This window comes from uncultured Campylobacter sp. (assembly GCF_938045775.1).
Taxonomy (GTDB): domain Bacteria; phylum Campylobacterota; class Campylobacteria; order Campylobacterales; family Campylobacteraceae; genus Campylobacter_B.
This window is the reverse complement of the sequence record NZ_CALIBH010000110.1, coordinates 1-17111: the sequence shown is the minus strand read 5'-3', so window position 1 is coordinate 17111 and position 17111 is coordinate 1. Positions and strand designations below refer to the sequence as shown.

Sequence of the window (17111 nt, the reverse complement as noted above, 5' to 3'; positions counted from 1 at the left end):
AGCAATCTAAAGGTCTTTAATATCCTAAATAGTGGCATGCAGATGGGCGGTTGGTTTAAAAAAGAGATTAATACGCTAGATGATTTAAAAGGGCTTAAATTTAGAATTCCAAGCTTTGGCGGGGAGGTTATGAGCCGCCTTGGCGTCGCAGTCGCTACGATACCGGTAGGTGAGCTATATATGGCACTAGAGATGGGCACCATCGATGCGGTTGAGTGGGCAAGTCCTAGCTTTGATATACCTCTAGGCTTTCACAAGGTCGCAAATTACTATTATACGGGATGGCAAGAACCCGCTAGCGAGCAGCAGATCGTGATAAATCTACAAACTTGGCAGAAGCTTCCTAAGGACTTGCAAAATATCCTAGAGGCTTCGATCGCAAAGGCGCGTGAATACGCAGAGAACGAGACGTTTTATAAAAACGTAATAATTTGGGACGAGATCAAAAAGAAATATCCGAACGTTCAGATTCGCTCTTTTTCGCCTGAGATTATGCGTGCGCTTCGCAAGGCGACAGATGAAATTCTAGCCGAAGAAAGCGAGAAAAATCCCGATTTCAAAGAGATTTGGGAGAGCCAAAAGGCGTTTTTAGCTAAAGCTAGAACGTGGACGAAGATGGGCGATTTTACATATATCGAAAAAACGGGCGACGTTGAAGCCGAGCAGAATTTCACTGCTTCGGTGAAAAAAATCTCTGTTCCTGAGCCCGTAAATAGCGCAGCCAGTGAGATAAATGCAAGCACTGCCGCACCAAAAAATGAGGATAATCAGACGAAATAGTGCTTCATTTTTTAGCTGCGTTTTTATGCCGCGCGGCTAAACTAAGCGCCAGATAAAGGTGCATGCGGTTTAAATTTGATCGGCAATTTAGGCAATTTAGACGAGGTGCGGGTGATTAAAATGCAGGCGATTTACTTATTGCAGCTGCGTAGCTCGGGTGTATCTTTAAAATTTTAATTTATGAAAGCGGCGATGAAATTTTATCGCCGCTTTAGCATTTAAGTTAAGGCACGGAATTTGCATCGCTGCGTTTAAAGCCCAATTTAAAAGCCGCTCGGTCGCCGCCGCACAAAGCTAGAATTTTATCAAGCTCCAAGCCTCTTCTATTTTTGCTTTATTCTTTTATATTTTGCGTTATTTAAGCTTTATATTCCGCCGTGCTTGCTTGCGGGCGACATTGAGCAATGAAGATTTTATATTACTTTTTTATTTCGCGTAGTTAGCGGAGGAGCTTTTGCGAAGCGTGCCAATCTTAGATTTTAAATCAGCGGCGTTTATAAATTCCGCATTTTAAAATTTCAGCGCTTTTATCTTGCAAATGCCGCTTTTAAATGAAATTTGCTTCGGGGGTTTTCTTGCTAAATAAAAGCGGCAAACTTCAAATAAAATACAAAATTTTTAAAATTTACACGCTTAAATATCACAAGTAAGGAGAATTTAAAATTTTTTCCTTCGGAGATTAAGTAAAAAGCGCGTTAGAAAAAATTTTGTAGGTCAAATTTCATTTTAAGCGATTGCAAATTTAAAAGCTTGCATGTAAATTTTTTTAAAGCCTGCTCTAGTTAGAATTTATCACTAAACTAGACGGGCTCAGCCTTGGAATTTCACCGCGTCAATTTTAAAAATTCTGCGCGAGCTGCGCTTAAAATTTTAAAATTCAATTCTACCTGCAAAAACTCTTAAATTTCATGGCTTAGAATTTTGATGGAGAATTTTGCCGCAACGCTATTTTTTGGGATGCGATAAAGCTACACGGCATGCAAAGCCGCGTAGAATATTGAGCTAGGCTCGCTGCTGCAAGCCTAGCGAATGTCGTAAGCTAAAAAGGCGCTACTGCAAAGCGTAAATCTTATTTCAAAGCCTTAAAAAGCTCCACGCTATCGAGCTGCTCCCACGGGTACTCGTCGTTTCCGACTTGTCCTCGTGCGGCGACGTCGGCGTAGAGAAAGCTTTCTTTACCGGGGCGATCAAGACCGAATTTATCGATGATCCAGCGCGGCGTGAGCGGGAATTTTTCAAGCACGAAAGCGGATAGCTCATCGTCGCTCGCCGCGCCTAAATTCGTCCCCATGCAATCGACGCTGACGCTGACGGGCTTTGCGACGCCGATTGCGTAGCTGAGCTGGACGATGCATTTTTTCGCAAGCCCCGCCGCGACGATGTTTTTGGCGATATAGCGCGCCGCATAAAGCCCGCTGCGATCGACTTTGGTGTAGTCTTTGCTACTTTGAGCGCCGCCGCCTATAGGGCTGTAGCCGCCGAAGCTATCTACGATTAGCTTGCGCCCCGTTAGGCCGCTGTCGTGAAGCGAGCTGTGATTTACGTAGCGGCCGGTAGGATTGATGTAGATGATCGTTTTGCTTTTGTCGTAAAGCTCCCTTGGAAGCCCTGCAGAATCGATTAAATTTCCGATCAGATCTCGGACGCGCTCTATGCTCATACTCTCGACGCAGGGCGCGGAAACCACGATCGTATGGATGCTTTGCGGCTTGCACTCCTCAAAATTGCTCTTCGTGCCATAATCGACCGTAACCTGCGTCTTAATATCTACGCCAAGCTCGTTAGGATGGGATTTTGCGTAGGCATAAACGTGATCGCAAAGCGCTCTTGCGTAGGTGATCGCCGCCGGCATAAAATTTTTCGTCTCGCAGCTTGCGAAGCCGAACATTATGCCCTGATCCCCCGCTCCGATCTCACCGCCATCTTGATCGACGCCTTGGTTGATGTCGGGGCTTTGCTGGTTTAAAAATACGTCCACTTGCAGATCCTGCGGATGCAGGCACTGCGCGCGTGTGAAATGAGGGTTGTCGTTGTAGCCGATCTCGCTAAGCGCGCCCTTTACGATGTGGCGGTAATCGTCGTGGGTAAAATCGATCTTGGCGTTTACTTCGCCGCCGATTACTACGTGTTTGCCCGCGATGAAAACCTCCGCTGCTACGCGCCCGTTGGGGTCTTGCTTTAAAATTTCATCCACGATGCTGTCTGCGATGATATCGGCGCATTTATCCGGATGCCCGGGGCTTACGACCTCGCTGGTAAATAGATACATATCTGCTCCTAATTAAAATTTCGGGGCATTTTATCTAACGAGGTTTTAAGATTAACTAAAAATTACGAAATTTCGCCCAAATTTAAATGCGCTTAAATAAAATTTCGATATATTTCAAACGACGTTTTGATTGAAAGGTAAAAAATGAGTTCGATTCAAAAATTAGTAGCCAGCTACAAAGATAAAAATCTAGTTCTGCGCATAGTTACAGGTTTGATAATAGGAGCTATTTTGGGCTTTGCCGCGCGTTCGGCTGCGGGTGATATTGCGGCAGAGCACACTTCGTTTTTAATAAACGTAGTAGCTTTTGCGGAAATTTTAGGAAATTTATTCGTAGGCGCCCTTAAAGCGGTAGCTCCGATTTTAGTTTTTATCTTGATCTTAAGCTCGATCGTAAATAAACAATACGGTAGCGCAAGCGGCTTAAAACGCGTGGTCGTCCTATATATCGTAGGCACCTTTTTAGCCTCGTGCGTGGGGGTTGCAGCCAGCTTTTTATTTCCGACGCAGCTTGCTCTAAGCAGTGTCGGCGCGGCGGAAAATACCGCTCCTGCAAGCGTTTGGATCGTGCTAAAAGATCTACTTTTTAAAGTCGTAGATAATCCGGTAAACGCTATCGCGCACGGAAACTATGTAGGAATTTTAACCTGGGCGATAGGTCTTGGCGTCGCGCTTAAATTTTGCACTAATGAAACAAAGAAAATTTTTACCGATCTGAGCGAAGCGGTAACCAAAATCGTGCAATTCGTAATCCAGCTCGCGCCGTTTGGAATTTTCGGCCTAGTAGCCTCTACCGTGTATCAAACCGGCGTCGATGCGCTGCTTGGATACGCGCGAATCGTAGTCGTGCTAGTAGGTGCGATGGCGTTCGTAGCCCTCGTGGTAAATCCGCTCATCGTCTTTGCGGTGATTAAGAAAAATCCATATCCGCTCGTATTTACCTGCCTGCGCGAAAGCGGCCTCACGGCGTTTTTCACCCGCAGCTCGGCGGCGAATATCCCGGTAAATTTAAATTTATGTAAAAAGCTCGGCATCAGCGACGAGCTAAGCTCGATCTCGATCCCTTTGGGAGCTACGATAAATATGGCGGGCGCTGCGGTGGTAATCGCGATCTTGGCACTTGCTGCGGCTCATACGCTTGGCGTGCGCCCCGATTTTTGGACGGCACTACTGCTTTGCGTGGTCTCGGCAGTCGGTGCGTGCGGTGCTAGCGGCGTGCCAGGCGGTTCGTTGATGCTGATACCGCTTGCGTGCTCGCTCTTTAATATCTCAAACGATATCGCAATGCAGGTAGTCGCGATAGGCTTTATCATCGGCGTGATCCAAGACTCGGTAGAAACCGCGATCAATAGCTCCACGGACGTGATTTTTACGGCGATCGCGTCGCAAAGTATGCAAAAATAACTCACCTTAAAATTTTACCGCGAATTTCGTCCGTGCGACGGATTTTGCGGTTTTTAAAATTTTACTTATTCTTTTTTGATAAAATTATCCAAAAATTTTAAAAGGAAAACGATGAATTGGAATTTAGGCGAGCTGTTTGCAAACGAAGCGGAATTTAGCGGCGCGATAGATATCGCATCCGCGCAGGCCCTGGATTTTGAAGCTAAATTTAAAGGCAAGCTTCACGCGCTAAGCAGCACAGAATTCTTAAGCGCGCTTGAGCTTTATGAGAGCATCAGCGAGCAGATCGGCAAGATAATGAGCTTCGCGCATCTAAGATTCGCGCGAGATACGAGCCTAGGGGCGCAGCAGGCTAAGACGGAGCAGGCTTGCAACGACATTTCGCAGAGCCTGCTATTTTTCGAGCTCGAGTTTAACGAGCTTGATGCCGCAAAACAGGACGAGTTTATCGCAGGGGGCGGGAGGTTCAGATATTATTTGAGCCTGCTTAAACAGCGCAAGGCACATCAGCTAAGCTTGCCGCAAGAAAGCGTGCTTTTAAAAACTTCGCCCGTAAGCGGCGAGGCGTTTTCGCGGCTTTTTGACGAAAGTATGGCGCGGATGAGCTTTGATTTTCGCGGGCGCAAACTCGGCGAGGAGGAAATTTTAAGCCTGCTTCATAGCTCCGATCGCAAGGTGCGAAAGGACGCCGCAGCCTCGCTAAGTGCGGTGCTAGAGCAGAATTCCCACCTACTTGGTTACATCTACAATATGATCAAAACCGATCTTAAAATTCGCTGCGAGCTGCGCGGCTACGATAAAGCCGAGGCAGTGATGCATGAGGAAAATCAGATAAATATCGCAAGCGTCGATGCGCTGATCGCAGAGACGGAGCGAAGCTTCGCTCTGGTCGGCAAATTTTACGCCAAAAAGCGCGAAATTTTAGGCTACGACGCGCTGTATGATTACGACAGATACGCGCCGCTTGGGGGCGATGAGAGCGAGTTTAGCTTCGAGCAGGCTGAGCAGATCGTGCTTGCGGCGTTTGAAAAATTTAGCCCGAAATTTAAGCAGATCGCGCTGATCGCATTTGAGCAAAACTGGATTGACGCGATGCCCGCGCAAAATAAGCAAAGCGGTGCATTTTCGCATTCGGGCTCGCGCGACACGCACCCTTTCGTGCTTTTAAATTTCACGCGCAAGCGCCGCGACATATTTACCCTCGCACACGAGCTGGGGCACGCGATACATCAGTATCTAAGCTACGGAGTGGGCTATTTTAACTCCTTCACGCCGCTAACGACAGCTGAGACCGCGTCGGTTTTCTGCGAGATGCTGGTGTTTGATTATATGCGCGAAAATTTTTCAAATTTAAAAAGCGACGCTGCCTTGGACGGCTCGCAAAATTTAAAGCGCAGCGCTTCGCAAGAGGCTCAGGGCGGTGAAATTCCAAACGAGTGCGCCGTAAAAAACTCCGCCTCGCAAGACTCTGCGGGTTCGTGCGAATACGCAGCGCGCAATACGGATAAGTTCTCGCAGACCGCAAGCGATAAGACCGCGCTAAGAGCGATGCTTGCGGCAAAGATCGAAGATATCTTCGCTACGCTTTACCGCCAGATCGGATTTACGACCTTTGAGCGGCGCGTGCATGCAAGCGCGGATGAGCTAAGCACGGGGCAGATCGACGAGCTTTGGATGGAGGAATCGCGCAAGATGTTTGCGGGCGAGCTAATCTTGCAGGATCATTACAAAAGCTGGTGGAGCTATATCCCGCACTTCATCCACTCGCCGTTTTACTGCTACTCCTACGCCTACGCGCAGCTTTTGGTGCTCGCGCTTTACGGGCTGTATAAGAGCGGCAGGCTCGAAAATTTCGTTCAAATTTATACCGAGTTTTTAAGCTCGGGGGGCAGCGACGAGCCGCAAAAGCTAGTGGCGAAATTTGGCTTTGACATCAATAAAAGCGAGTTTTGGCGCATCGGCATAGAGCAGGTCGCGGCGCTTGTGAGTGAGTTTGTGAGGGGTTAGGATGATAGATAAAATTTTAAAAGACGATAAATTTATCGCTGCGAGCAGCACACATATAGGCGCGGTTTTGGACTACGTTTTGGCTCTTGGATATGGATTTGGCATCGTTGCGAGGACGGATCAGATAAAATTTGACCCGCCGCTGCCAGAGGAAATTTTAAAAAGCTTCAAAATGCCCGCGATCTTTTTGCAGCTGGAGGAATACACGCTCTCTAGCGCGCATCTTAGTAAGGATGAGCTGGTTTTCGAGGCGGGTTTCGGGCCGCAGGATTTTGCAAGCACGCTTAGCGTGCCGTTTTATGCGGTCTTGCAGATCGTCGTGGACGGTAAGCCCATCGCGGTAAATTTTTCTCGTCCCGAGTCCGAGTGGCTTAAGCGCGAAAAATCGCGTAAAATTTTTTCAAAATGAGCGATATTTTAGAAGGTCTTAATCCCGCTCAGCGCGAGGCTGCGAGCCACGTGGACGGAGCGATGTTAATCTTAGCGGGTGCGGGCAGCGGCAAAACCAAAACGATCACCGCGCGCCTTGCCTACTTGCTCTCAAACGGCGTGCCTGCGGAAAATACTCTCACGCTTACGTTTACGAACAAAGCCGCCGCCGAGATGCGCTCGCGAGCGCTTAATCTGATAAGCGGGCTAAATTTAAGCAGCGTGCCGCTTTTGTGCACCTTTCATAAATTCGGGCTTTTGTTTTTGAAATTTCATATTAGCGAGCTTGGACGCAGCGCAAACTTCCAAGTAATCGATACCGACGATAAGAAAAAGATCATCAAGGGCTTTGAGATAAATTTGCCCACGTCGCTATTGGCGGCTAAAATTTCAACCTATAAAAATTCCCTAATCGGCCCCAAAGATATCGACGAGCTTCTAAAGGGCGAAGAGGACGAGCTAAGTAGGATGTATAGCGGATTTTACGCGCATTGCGCTAGAGCGTATAAGCGCTACGAGGCGTATTTGGCGGCGAATAATCTTGTGGATTTCGATGATCTGCTAATTTTGCCGTATAAAATTTTAAACGCGAATGAGCGGCTATGCGATGAAATTTCGCGCCGCTACGCCTATATCACGGTCGATGAGTATCAGGACACCAACGACATTCAATTCAAGCTGCTGCAAAAGCTTTGTACCGTGCACGAAAACCTCGCGGTAGTGGGCGATGACGATCAGAGTATCTACGGCTGGCGCGGCGCACGGATAGAAAATATTCTAAATTTTAAAGATCAGTTCTCAAACGTAAAATTTATTAAACTCGAGCAGAACTACCGCTCCACGGATGAAATTTTAAATGCTGCCAACGAGCTCATCTCGCATAATAAAAACCGCCTCGGCAAGAGCCTTACTAGCATGAACGGCGGGGGCGAAAAGATCGAAATTTTGCATTCTTCTGAGGAGAGTATCGAGGCGGCAAAGATCGCAGAAGCCATAAAAAAGCTGCTTTCAAGCGGCGTAGCGCCCTCTCAAATCGCCGTGCTTTACCGCGTAAACGCTCTTTCGCGCGCACTGGAGGAGGGGCTAAATCGCGCCAAAATCCCGTACAAAATGGTAGGCGGCGTGAAATTTTACGAGCGCGCCGAGATCAAGGATACGATCGCCTATCTGCGCTTGGTAAATGACGAGCACGACGACTTTTCGATGAGACGGATCATAAACGTGCCCAAGCGCGGCATCGGCAAGGTCTCGCTGGCAAAGCTCGAGGAGCTTTCGCGCCTGCGACTTATCAGCCTATTTGACGCCTTTAGCGAGCCGGACGCGGGGCTTAGCGCCAAGGCGGCGCAGGCTCTAGCGGAGCTTAAAAGCGGCATCGCTTCTATCTCCGCGCTAGCCGATACGATCAAAAAAATAGACGCGCTGGAGCACGCTTTCGGGCTAAAGGCCTACTATGCCTCGCTTCCGGACGGCGCCGATCGCGTAGCAAATATCGACGAGTTTTTGGCGATGCTGAAGGACGAAGCGAGCAATAAGCCCGATTTTGATCTGGCGGAATTTTTAAACGAGCTGAGCCTTCTTAGCGATCAAGACGCTATCATGGGCGATGCGATAAATATAATGAGCGTGCACGCCAGCAAAGGGCTTGAGTTTTCGCACCTTTTCGTAATCGGACTGGAGGAGGGCTTTTTCCCGCTTTTGGGCGACAGCAATGACATCGAGGAGGAGCGCAGGCTCGCATACGTAGCGATTACGCGCGCCAAGCGCACGCTTACGCTTAGCTTTGCCGCTAGCCGCTTTTATCGCGGCAAGCGCGAGAGGCTGGACGCTAGCAGGTTTATAGCCGAGGCGGGTTTGATGGCTAAAGAGCCTCCGCGCGAGCAAAACAGCGGCTTTAGTAAGGGCGAGCTGATCAAACACAAACTCTTCGGTATCGGACAGATCACGGCGGTAAACGGCGACCGACTCACGATAAATTTCGGCGGAATTTCGCGCGTGATAATGTCGAATTTCGTAGAAAAAGTAGGCTCTTATGAATAGATTGCTTTTGGCGGACAAGCCCGCAGGCATCGGTAGCAATAAATTTTTAAGCGCTCTTAAACGCAAATACGGCGTGAAAAAGGCGGGCTTTAGCGGTACGCTCGATCCCTTCGCAAGCGGCGCGCTGATCGTTGCATTCGGGCAATACGCGCGCTTTTTTAGGTTTTTGAAAAAGGAGCCAAAAGTTTACGCCGCGACGTTGTGGCTGGGCGCGCAAAGCCCAAGCGGCGATAACGAAAACATAGGGCGCGTGGAGCAAATTCCGCTGCTTTCGCGCGAAATTTTAGACGCTGCGATGGCGCAAATGCGCGGCGAGATAAAATTTATCCCGCCCGCTTTCAGCGCCAAGAAAATTGACGGCGTGCGCGCATACAAGCTCGCTCGCGCGGGCGAAGAGGTGAGTTTAAAAGAGAGCTCGATGCGGGTTTTTGATGCCGAAATTTTAAGCTACGCTCATCCTTTCGTAAGCTTTCGCGTAGCACTCAGCGAGGGCGGCTACGTGCGCTCTTTCGCGCAAATTTTAGCAGAAAAGCTAGGCGTTTGCGGCACGCTAAGCGCGCTTAGGCGGGAGAGCGAGGGGGCTTTCGATTTGAAAAATCCGCGTTTTGCGGATGAGGCGGCGCTAAATCCGCTCGAGTTTTTGGACCTCGCGCCGAACTTTTACGACGGCGACGCGCGCGACGTGATCTTGGGCAAGAAGCTTGCCGCAAAGGATCTGGCGAGCCGCGCGGATGGCCGCTATCTGCTTATCTGCGGCGATTTTTACTCGATCATCGAGATAAGCTCGGGCGAGGTGTGCTATCTTTGGAACGACGTTCCGATCGCAGGCGGCGCGTTTTAAGCCGAGGCTCAAGCCTGCGACGGAGCTTTGATCGGGCGGCCCTGGCTTGAAATTTTGAAGCGGTTACAAATTCGGCGCGTTTTAAATTTACTCGCATAGCGCGCCGCCATGCGCGGTTAAATTTTATCACGAGCGGCGGCGGGATTGCGCACTTTCGTTGTGCACGGATCGCAAAATCGGCATCGAGCGGAGTAAATTTAAAATTTAAACATGTGGCTTCTTGGGCGGCGCTCGCTCGTGAAAGGCATAAATCCGCGGGGCTAAATTTAAACGCGGCTAGCGGCGTTTAAATTTGCTTTTACCGCGCGATGACGACGCGCCGCAATATTAAAATTTGACGATTTAAAAAGCGGTAGGTTGGAGCTTAGTGCCGCGGCAAGTAGTCTTTGCCGAATAAAATTCCAGCTCGCGGTAATGCGTAGTCTGCACCAATGGGTTTGATTTTGCGGCGCACCGCTAAGCTAAATTTTCGATTTAGCGCGGTGCGGCTAGAATTTTGCTGGCTCGGAATTTTAATCGCTAAGATATATTCTCGCCGCAAACTGAAATTTAGCCGCATGCGTTGCGGATCTGAATTCCGCGCCTTATAAATTTACGTATCGGGCGCTGCGATTGCGGATCAAGTTTTGCGCCGTGCGGCGGCGCAGTTAGAATTTTGCTAGCTCAGAATTGTAATCGTGCTAGATGGGCTTGCCGAGGGTTAAATTTAACGCAAATGCGCCGAAGCGCGGAAGGAGTAAAATTTGAAGGCCTATGCAAAGATCAATGTTTTTTTAAAAGTCGTCGGCACGCGCGGCGGCTATCACGAGATCGCCTCGCGCTTCGTGCTGCGCAGGGAGCTTTTTGATGAGATAAGCTTCGAGCGCGCGAGCGGCTTTACGCTTGAATGCGACGCCGCGCAGATCGCGGACAATATAATTTTAAAGGCCAAGGCGGCGCTCGAGCAGGCGGGCTTTGCGCGCGAGCTTGCGGAGTTTTTCGGCTCGCACAAGATCGTGCTTAAAAAACGTATTCCGATCGGCGCGGGTCTTGGGGGCGGCAGTAGCGATGCGGCGGCGTTTTTGCGACTTGCGAACGAGGAATTAGGCTTAAAAATTTCGCGCGAGCGGCTTATAGCGATCGCGCAAAATATCGGCGCAGACGTCGCGTTTTTTGTTAGCGGGCTTGAGGCCGCAAACGTGCGCGGTATCGGCGAGATCATCGAGCCTTTCGAGGACCGCCTGCCCGCGATCGAAATTTTAACGCCCGTGATCTTTTGCTCCACCGGCGCGGTTTATAATGAGTTTCGCGCAAGCTTTATGCAAAACATAGACGCCGCGCAGGCTCAAGAGATGTTGCGTTTAAGCAGCGAGCAGCTGCTGACGCAATATGGCGGCTTTACGTTAAACGATCTTTTTGCGCCGTGCATAAAGCTATATCCGCAGATGAGCAAGTATCGCGATATGTTTCTAAGCGGCAGCGGCAGCAGCGTGTTTTTCTTAAAATAAGAATTCCAAGGCGCGCGGTTAAAATTTAAAAGCTAAATTTAAAGATAAAATTTAAAATTTCGCTCGCCCGCTTTTAAATTTAAGCAAAAACGGGCTAAGCTTAGGACTAAATTTAGAAGGAAAAAGATGAAAGAACTGAGTAAAAATCGCAAGGCATTTCACGATTTTACGATACTTGAAAGCTTTGAAGCGGGCATCGTGCTAAAGGGTAGCGAGGTCAAAGCTCTGCGCGCGGGCAGGGGTAATCTCAAAGATAGCTTTTGTCGCGTGATTCGCGGTGAGCTGTTTTTGCTAAACGCCCATATCAGCTATCTTGAAAGCACCAACGCCCACTTTCGTCCAGACGAAGGGGCGGCGCGAAAGCTTTTGATGCACCGAAAGCAGATCGATAAGCTGCTTGGCGCGGTTAGTAAAGAGGGCCTTACCATCGTAGTTTTGTCGCTGTATCTCAATGATAAAAACCGCGTAAAGGCGCGTATCGCTTTGGCTAGTGGCAAAAACCTGCACGACAAGCGTGAATCGCTAAAGCGCAAGGAAGCCGACCGCGAAGCGCAAAGCGCGATGAAGCGATACGACAAGCATTCATTTTAAATTCACAAAACTTTGGTTAAAATGCGGGCTTAAATTTAAACCCGAAGGAAATGCAATGAAGAAATTTTTACTATCATGTTTGGCGATTTTTGTTTTAAATGGCTGCGGAGATGATTCGCAGAAAAAGACGGGCTCTGCTGGCGAGAATCCTGTCGCGAGCGAGAATCAGATGGCAAAAAATTCCGCTCAAGATAAAAGTGGCGAGCGTATTGGCGGCGAGAGCGGCGAGGAGGTAGCTTTTACGCCGTTTAAAACGGGCGAACGATTTACGCTTAAAAGCGTCGTAGGCGGCGAGGTAACGATTGAGCGGACAGAAAAGGGCTTTAAGCTCGCGGATAGCGATAAAATTTTGATGTTTGATATTTTTGGTACATACTGCCAGCCGTGCCGCATCGAAGCGCCGCATCTGATGGACTTTCAGCTAAAAAACTCCGCGGATTTTCTGATGGTCGGGCTAATCTATTTCGAGGACATTACCGATGCGCAGGTGATCGAAAATTTTACGAAAAAGTTTAATGCGTATTATTTCATCTCCAATTCAAAACAAAACGAGCGCATAGTGGGTCAAATTTTAAGCGACATCGGTTATCGCCACGCGCTTTCGATCCCTTTTAAGGTGGTGCTTAAAGATGGAAAATATCAAAGACTTACCGACATTAACGAGGGCGATGAGCGGGGCAAGCCGTATTACTTAGGCATGGTCGATACCGATGTGATAAAAAGCGATATCGCCAGGATAAAAAATGGCAACTAAAACCGGTGTGCAGATTCGCACTCGCGCCAAAACAAAATCTTTCGTACCTCGTCCGTATAAAGTAATTTTGCTAAACGACGACGTAACAACGATGGATTTCGTGGTTTATATTTTGATGGAGATTTTCGCCAAAAACTTTAACGATGCCGTAGATTTAATGATGAAAGTTCATAAACAGGGTCGCGCGGTTTGCGGCGCGTATCCTAAAGAGATAGCCGAGTGCAAGCAACAAGCGGTTTTACAAGCGGCAAAGGTCGCAGGATTCCCTCTTAGATGTGAGATCGAAGAGGATTAAATTTAAAGGAAAGCAATGATAGGATTTTTTTTAAACAAACATTTTGAACAAGCAATCAGCGTCGCAAACGACGGCGAGGACGAATATATCACTACTTCGCACGTAGTTTATGCGATTTTTAAATACAATAAGCCCTTTCACGGGCTCATCGCCAAAGAAATTCCGGATATTAACTACCTAAATATCTTGGATAATCTGGGCGGGCTTTTGGATATGATGCCTAAATCAAGCGGCAAGGCTCCGGCGCAGACGATAGAATTTAAGCAGTTCTATACAGAATTAAATAACGCTAAAGAGCCTAAGAATGAGCTTGATTTTATGCTTAAAATTTTAAATGATAAGGAAAACGACTGCACTAAAATTTTAAATCACTACGGTATCAATGCCGCGATTTTTGAGCTCATCGTGCGAAAGTACAAATCCGCTTTCGATCACCGTGATGAGGTCGTTTCTCGCGATGAAGCCGCAGCGATTAAGCTAAACTCATACGATATCGATGATATCACGCATGCGATGAATTATGACGAAAGCCGCAGGCAGTGGCAGAATACGGAATTTGAGCCTGCGTTTGAGGGCGAAAAGGACGCCATAAACGAGCGCGATATTAAAAAGGACTCGCCTAGCTCACTTTATACAGCAAACCTCAATAAAATCGCGCTTGAGGGTAAGATCGATCCACTCATCGGACGCGAAAAAGAGATCGAAAAGACGCTGCAAACCCTCTGTCGCCGCAAGAAAAACAATCCGATCTTAGTGGGCGAAGCAGGAGTTGGTAAAACCGCGATCATCGAGGGTATCGCGCTAAAAATCGTCCGTGGCGAAGTGCCAGAAAAGCTAAAAAATAAGGTGATTTACGCCCTTGATGCTGGCGCGCTGATCGCAGGAACTACGCTGCGCGGGGAGTTTGAGGAGAGGCTAAAGGATCTCATAGACGAGTTTAGCGCTAATCAAAATGCGATTTTATTTATCGATGAAATTCACACGATCGTTGGCGCAGGCACGGGCAATCGCAACGAACTTGATATGTCAAACATCCTAAAACCTTCACTTGCAAGCGGCGAGCTATCGGTCATCGGCGCTACTACATACGGCGAATACCGCTCGTTTTCGCAGGATAAAGCGCTTAGCCGCAGGTTTTGCAAAATCGACGTGAGCGAGCCTAGCATCGACGATAGCGTCGAAATTTTAAAAGGCGTAGCCAAAAAATATGAGGAATTTCACGGCGTGAAATTTAGCGACGAAATTTTGCGTGATAGCGTAACGCTTGCTAAAAAATATCAAAACGATAAATTCCTTCCCGACAGCGCCATTGATCTCATCGACGAGGTGGGCGCGAGCTTTGCGTTTAAGCCGCACGAAGCTCCGCTTGAAATCAGCAAGGACGATTTAGTAAATACGCTTTCGATTAGCGCGAATATCGCAAATTTAAGCAGTAGCGTCGATAATAAACAGGTACTAAAAAATCTAGAAGCCAATATCAAGCGTGAAATTTTCGGTCAAGATGAGGCGGTTAGCAGCCTTTGCAAGGCGCTTTTGCGCTCTTACGCCGGGCTTGGAGGCGCAAGCTCCCCAATCGGCGTATTTTTATTTGCAGGTAGCAGCGGTGTGGGCAAAAGTGAGCTAGCCAAGGTCTTAGCCGCGCAGCTTGGAGTGCATTTTGAGCGCTATGATATGAGCGAATATATGGAAGCTCACAGCGTCTCTAGGCTCATCGGAGCACCTCCTGGATACGTGGGCTTTGAAAATGGCGGAATTTTAACGAATAACATTAAAAAGCACCCCTACAGCGTCATTTTATTTGATGAGGTAGAAAAAGCTCATCCTAGCATGACGAATATTTTTTTAGGAATTTTCGATAACGCAAGTCTTACCGATAACAACGGCGTTATGACCGATTTTAAAAATACTATCATAATAATGACGTCGAATTTAGGCGCGAAAGAAGCGCCGCAAGTTGGATTTACGAAGGACGAGAGCTATAAAGTAGATAGCGCCATAAAAAGCTTCTTTGCGCCGGAATTTCGCAACCGCATCGATAAAATCATAAATTTTAACCGCTTAAGCGGCGAAATTTTAGAAAAGATCGTGGATAAAACTATCGGCGAGCTAGAGTCACAGCTAAAAAACGTAAAAATTAGCCTAAGCAAGGAAGCAAAAGATTTGATTATCTCGCGCGGTTATTCGGACGAGTTTGGCGCGCGAAATTTAAAGCGCGAGATCAGCTCGCAGATAAGCGATCATATAAGCGGTGAGCTGCTTTTTGGCGCGCTGCAAGAGGGCGGCTTGGTTAGCGTGAGCGTAAAAGATGGCGAGCTAAGCTTTAGCTTTGCTTCTACGCCTTTGCCGCAGATAGAAAAAAAGCAACCCGCACTAGCTCAAAGCAGTGTCGTTAAATAATGGCTCGGTTTTACGATTTTCCAGATCCTATGGATGCGCCCGATTTTGCGCCGCTTGCAAGTGGTGGCGATCTGAGCGAGGATTGCTTGCTTAGTGCTTATAGTGCAGGGATATTTCCGTGGTTTAACGAGGATGAGCCGATTTTATGGTGGTCGCCCGATCCGCGTGCAGTGCTTGATCCGTGCGAAGTGCGTGTGCAAAAGTCCATTAAGCCCTATCTTAAGCGATATGAAGTGAAATTTGACGCGAATTTTAAGGGCTTCATCGAGCGCTGCAAAGACGTACGAAAAAAAGAGAGCGACGGCACGTGGATCAGCGAGCAGATCGTGCAGGCTTACTCGCGTTTGGCAGCAGACGGCTACGCTCACAGCGTCGAGGCATACGAAGATGGCGAGCTTGTGGGTGGGCTATACGGGCTAATTTTTGGGCGTGTGTTTTGCGGCGAGAGTATGCTGAGCCTAAAGAGCAATGCTTCGAAAGTAGCGCTGATTAGGCTTTGTGAGGTGCTTGCAAATTTCGGCTTTCTAATCGACTGCCAGATTATGAACGAGCATCTGAAATTTATGGGTGCTAAAGAGATGCCGCGAGCGGAATTCCTCGCTCTATTTGCTGAGCTTAGTGCGCAAGATAGCGGCTTTGAGCGCTTTGCGGATCTTAAAGTTCCGCGCGGAGCGCAGCATTGAGTCAAAGCTTGAGATGCAGCAGCGTAAAAAATGCGCGGAATTTAGAATTTTAAAGAAATAAGATGTGGCAAAGAGATAAAAGCTCCTCGGTCGGTATGATTATTGTGATGTTTATATTCGTGCCGGCGGCGCTTTTTGTATTTTTGGCGATTTTATATTTTTGGGGCAGCACTGAGCGCAAGCTACCGCGCCTGGATGTCAATGAAACCAACAGCGCGATCCGCGGCGCGATAATCGCAAAAGATAACTACGTCGCGGCAAATTCCGTCAAACTCTACAAAGTTAGCGTCGATGCGCGCAGCATAGATAAAAACAAACTTGATCTTTTCGTGCGGCTATACTGCATCTACACGGGCGATAGTGAAAAGCGCGTCAAAAGCGCGATCGAAGGCTCTGGCGGCACGACCGTGCTGTCGTATAAGATCGACGCCAAAACCGCCGTGCATCTAAAAGAGCTTGCATATAAGCTAAATTTAAAAAAGGTCTTTGTCAGCTTCATAGGCTCAAACGGCAGGTTAAATCCGCCTATCCGCATGAGCGTGACCGAAAGCGGCGAGAAGCGCAGCTACAATGTCGGCGATTCGCTCACTCCGTTAATCGGCTATATCAATAAAAAAGAGGTTGATGGCATCACCAAGGTTAGCGGCATCAAAGGGATCGAGAAGTACTATGAGTATTATCTAGCGCCCGTTAGAGATGAGTTTATCGTGGGCCCGCGCGATATCGGCGGTAATATCATTCTAGAGCGCAGTAGCAAAAAAACGGGCAGGATCGACGGCTACAATGTCCGCCTAAGCGTGCCACTAACGCTGCAAAGAAAGATAGAGCGCCTAAGCGATGAGGGCGCGGATAATTACGATGCGCGAGAAATCGTGGTAGGCATTATGAACTCCAAAACGGGCAAAATTCTATCTCTTGCAACCAACGCCCGCTATGATCCCTCAAACATCACAAAAAACGATCTTAAGAATTTAAATTTTACCGCGAGCGAATACGCCTACGAAGTGGGCTCGATTATGAAGCCGATAATTTTCGCAATTGCCTACGACGCCAAAGCCGTCAAACCGGGAGAGATCATCAACACCTATAACGGCAGCTATAAGCTTGGTACTCGCACGATCCGCGACACGCACCCTG

14 protein-coding genes are annotated in these 17111 nt (G+C 48.2%); 13 read left to right on the top strand and 1 reads right to left on the bottom strand.

Translation table 11 applies throughout. The features are described from left to right. A partial coding sequence (gene dctP / locus Q0238_RS04175) for a TRAP transporter substrate-binding protein DctP (RefSeq protein WP_297943167.1) occupies positions 1 to 780 on the top strand: 780 nt, incomplete at its 5' end. 1069 nt (positions 781 to 1849) lie between these two features. On the opposite strand, the gene metK is transcribed toward dctP, so the two are convergent. After that, positions 1850 to 3049, bottom strand: coding sequence for a methionine adenosyltransferase (gene metK, locus Q0238_RS04170; protein ID WP_297943165.1), 1200 nt, complete (start codon positions 3047 to 3049; stop codon positions 1850 to 1852). A gap of 144 nt (positions 3050 to 3193) precedes the next feature. On the opposite strand from metK, the gene sstT reads away from it, so the two are divergent. The 12 genes from sstT to Q0238_RS04110 all read left to right on the top strand — a co-directional run. After that, positions 3194 to 4453: a serine/threonine transporter SstT gene (gene sstT, locus Q0238_RS04165; RefSeq protein ID WP_297943163.1), complete on the top strand. Its 1260-nt coding sequence runs from the start codon at positions 3194 to 3196 to the stop codon at positions 4451 to 4453. Positions 4454 to 4564: 111 nt separating this feature from the next. Continuing rightward, entirely contained in the window at positions 4565 to 6460 is a 1896-nt protein-coding gene (locus tag Q0238_RS04160) for a M3 family oligoendopeptidase (protein ID WP_297943161.1), read from the top strand. Position 6461: 1 nt separating this feature from the next. Further along, on the top strand, positions 6462 to 6869 hold the full coding sequence (locus Q0238_RS04155) for a hypothetical protein (RefSeq protein WP_297943159.1): 408 nt from the start codon (positions 6462 to 6464) through the stop codon (positions 6867 to 6869). After that, a complete protein-coding gene (locus tag Q0238_RS04150) occupies positions 6866 to 8926 on the top strand; it encodes a UvrD-helicase domain-containing protein (protein WP_297943158.1) in 2061 nt (686 codons plus the stop codon). The genes Q0238_RS04155 and Q0238_RS04150 overlap by 4 nt, the downstream gene beginning before the upstream one ends. Continuing rightward, a complete protein-coding gene (truB, locus tag Q0238_RS04145) occupies positions 8919 to 9767 on the top strand; it encodes a tRNA pseudouridine(55) synthase TruB (RefSeq protein WP_297943157.1) in 849 nt (282 codons plus the stop codon). Before Q0238_RS04150 ends, truB begins: the two co-directional genes overlap by 8 nt. A 743-nt stretch (positions 9768 to 10510) precedes the next feature. Continuing rightward, positions 10511 to 11254, top strand: a complete 744-nt coding sequence (locus tag Q0238_RS04140) for a 4-(cytidine 5'-diphospho)-2-C-methyl-D-erythritol kinase (protein WP_297943156.1) — start codon at positions 10511 to 10513, stop codon at positions 11252 to 11254. Positions 11255 to 11380: 126 nt separating this feature from the next. Beyond that, entirely contained in the window at positions 11381 to 11845 is a 465-nt protein-coding gene (gene smpB / locus Q0238_RS04135; protein WP_177386608.1) for an SsrA-binding protein SmpB, read from the top strand. A gap of 55 nt (positions 11846 to 11900) precedes the next feature. Continuing rightward, positions 11901 to 12599 carry a TlpA family protein disulfide reductase gene (locus Q0238_RS04130; protein WP_297943155.1) on the top strand — a complete coding sequence of 233 codons (699 nt, stop codon included), beginning with the start codon at positions 11901 to 11903 and terminating at the stop codon, positions 12597 to 12599. Next, the gene (locus Q0238_RS04125) at positions 12589 to 12894 is read left to right on the top strand and encodes an ATP-dependent Clp protease adaptor ClpS (RefSeq protein WP_297943154.1); all 306 of its coding nucleotides are present in this window, start codon (positions 12589 to 12591) and stop codon (positions 12892 to 12894) included. The genes Q0238_RS04130 and Q0238_RS04125 overlap by 11 nt, the downstream gene beginning before the upstream one ends. A 15-nt stretch (positions 12895 to 12909) precedes the next feature. After that, positions 12910 to 15291: an AAA family ATPase gene (locus Q0238_RS04120; RefSeq protein WP_297943153.1), complete on the top strand. Its 2382-nt coding sequence runs from the start codon at positions 12910 to 12912 to the stop codon at positions 15289 to 15291. Then, positions 15291 to 15974: a leucyl/phenylalanyl-tRNA--protein transferase gene (gene aat / locus Q0238_RS04115; protein ID WP_297943152.1), complete on the top strand. Its 684-nt coding sequence runs from the start codon at positions 15291 to 15293 to the stop codon at positions 15972 to 15974. Before Q0238_RS04120 ends, aat begins: the two co-directional genes overlap by 1 nt. Before the next feature lie 62 nt (positions 15975 to 16036). After that, the coding region (locus Q0238_RS04110) for a penicillin-binding transpeptidase domain-containing protein (RefSeq protein ID WP_297943151.1) at positions 16037 to 17111 on the top strand (1075 nt) is incomplete at its 3' end.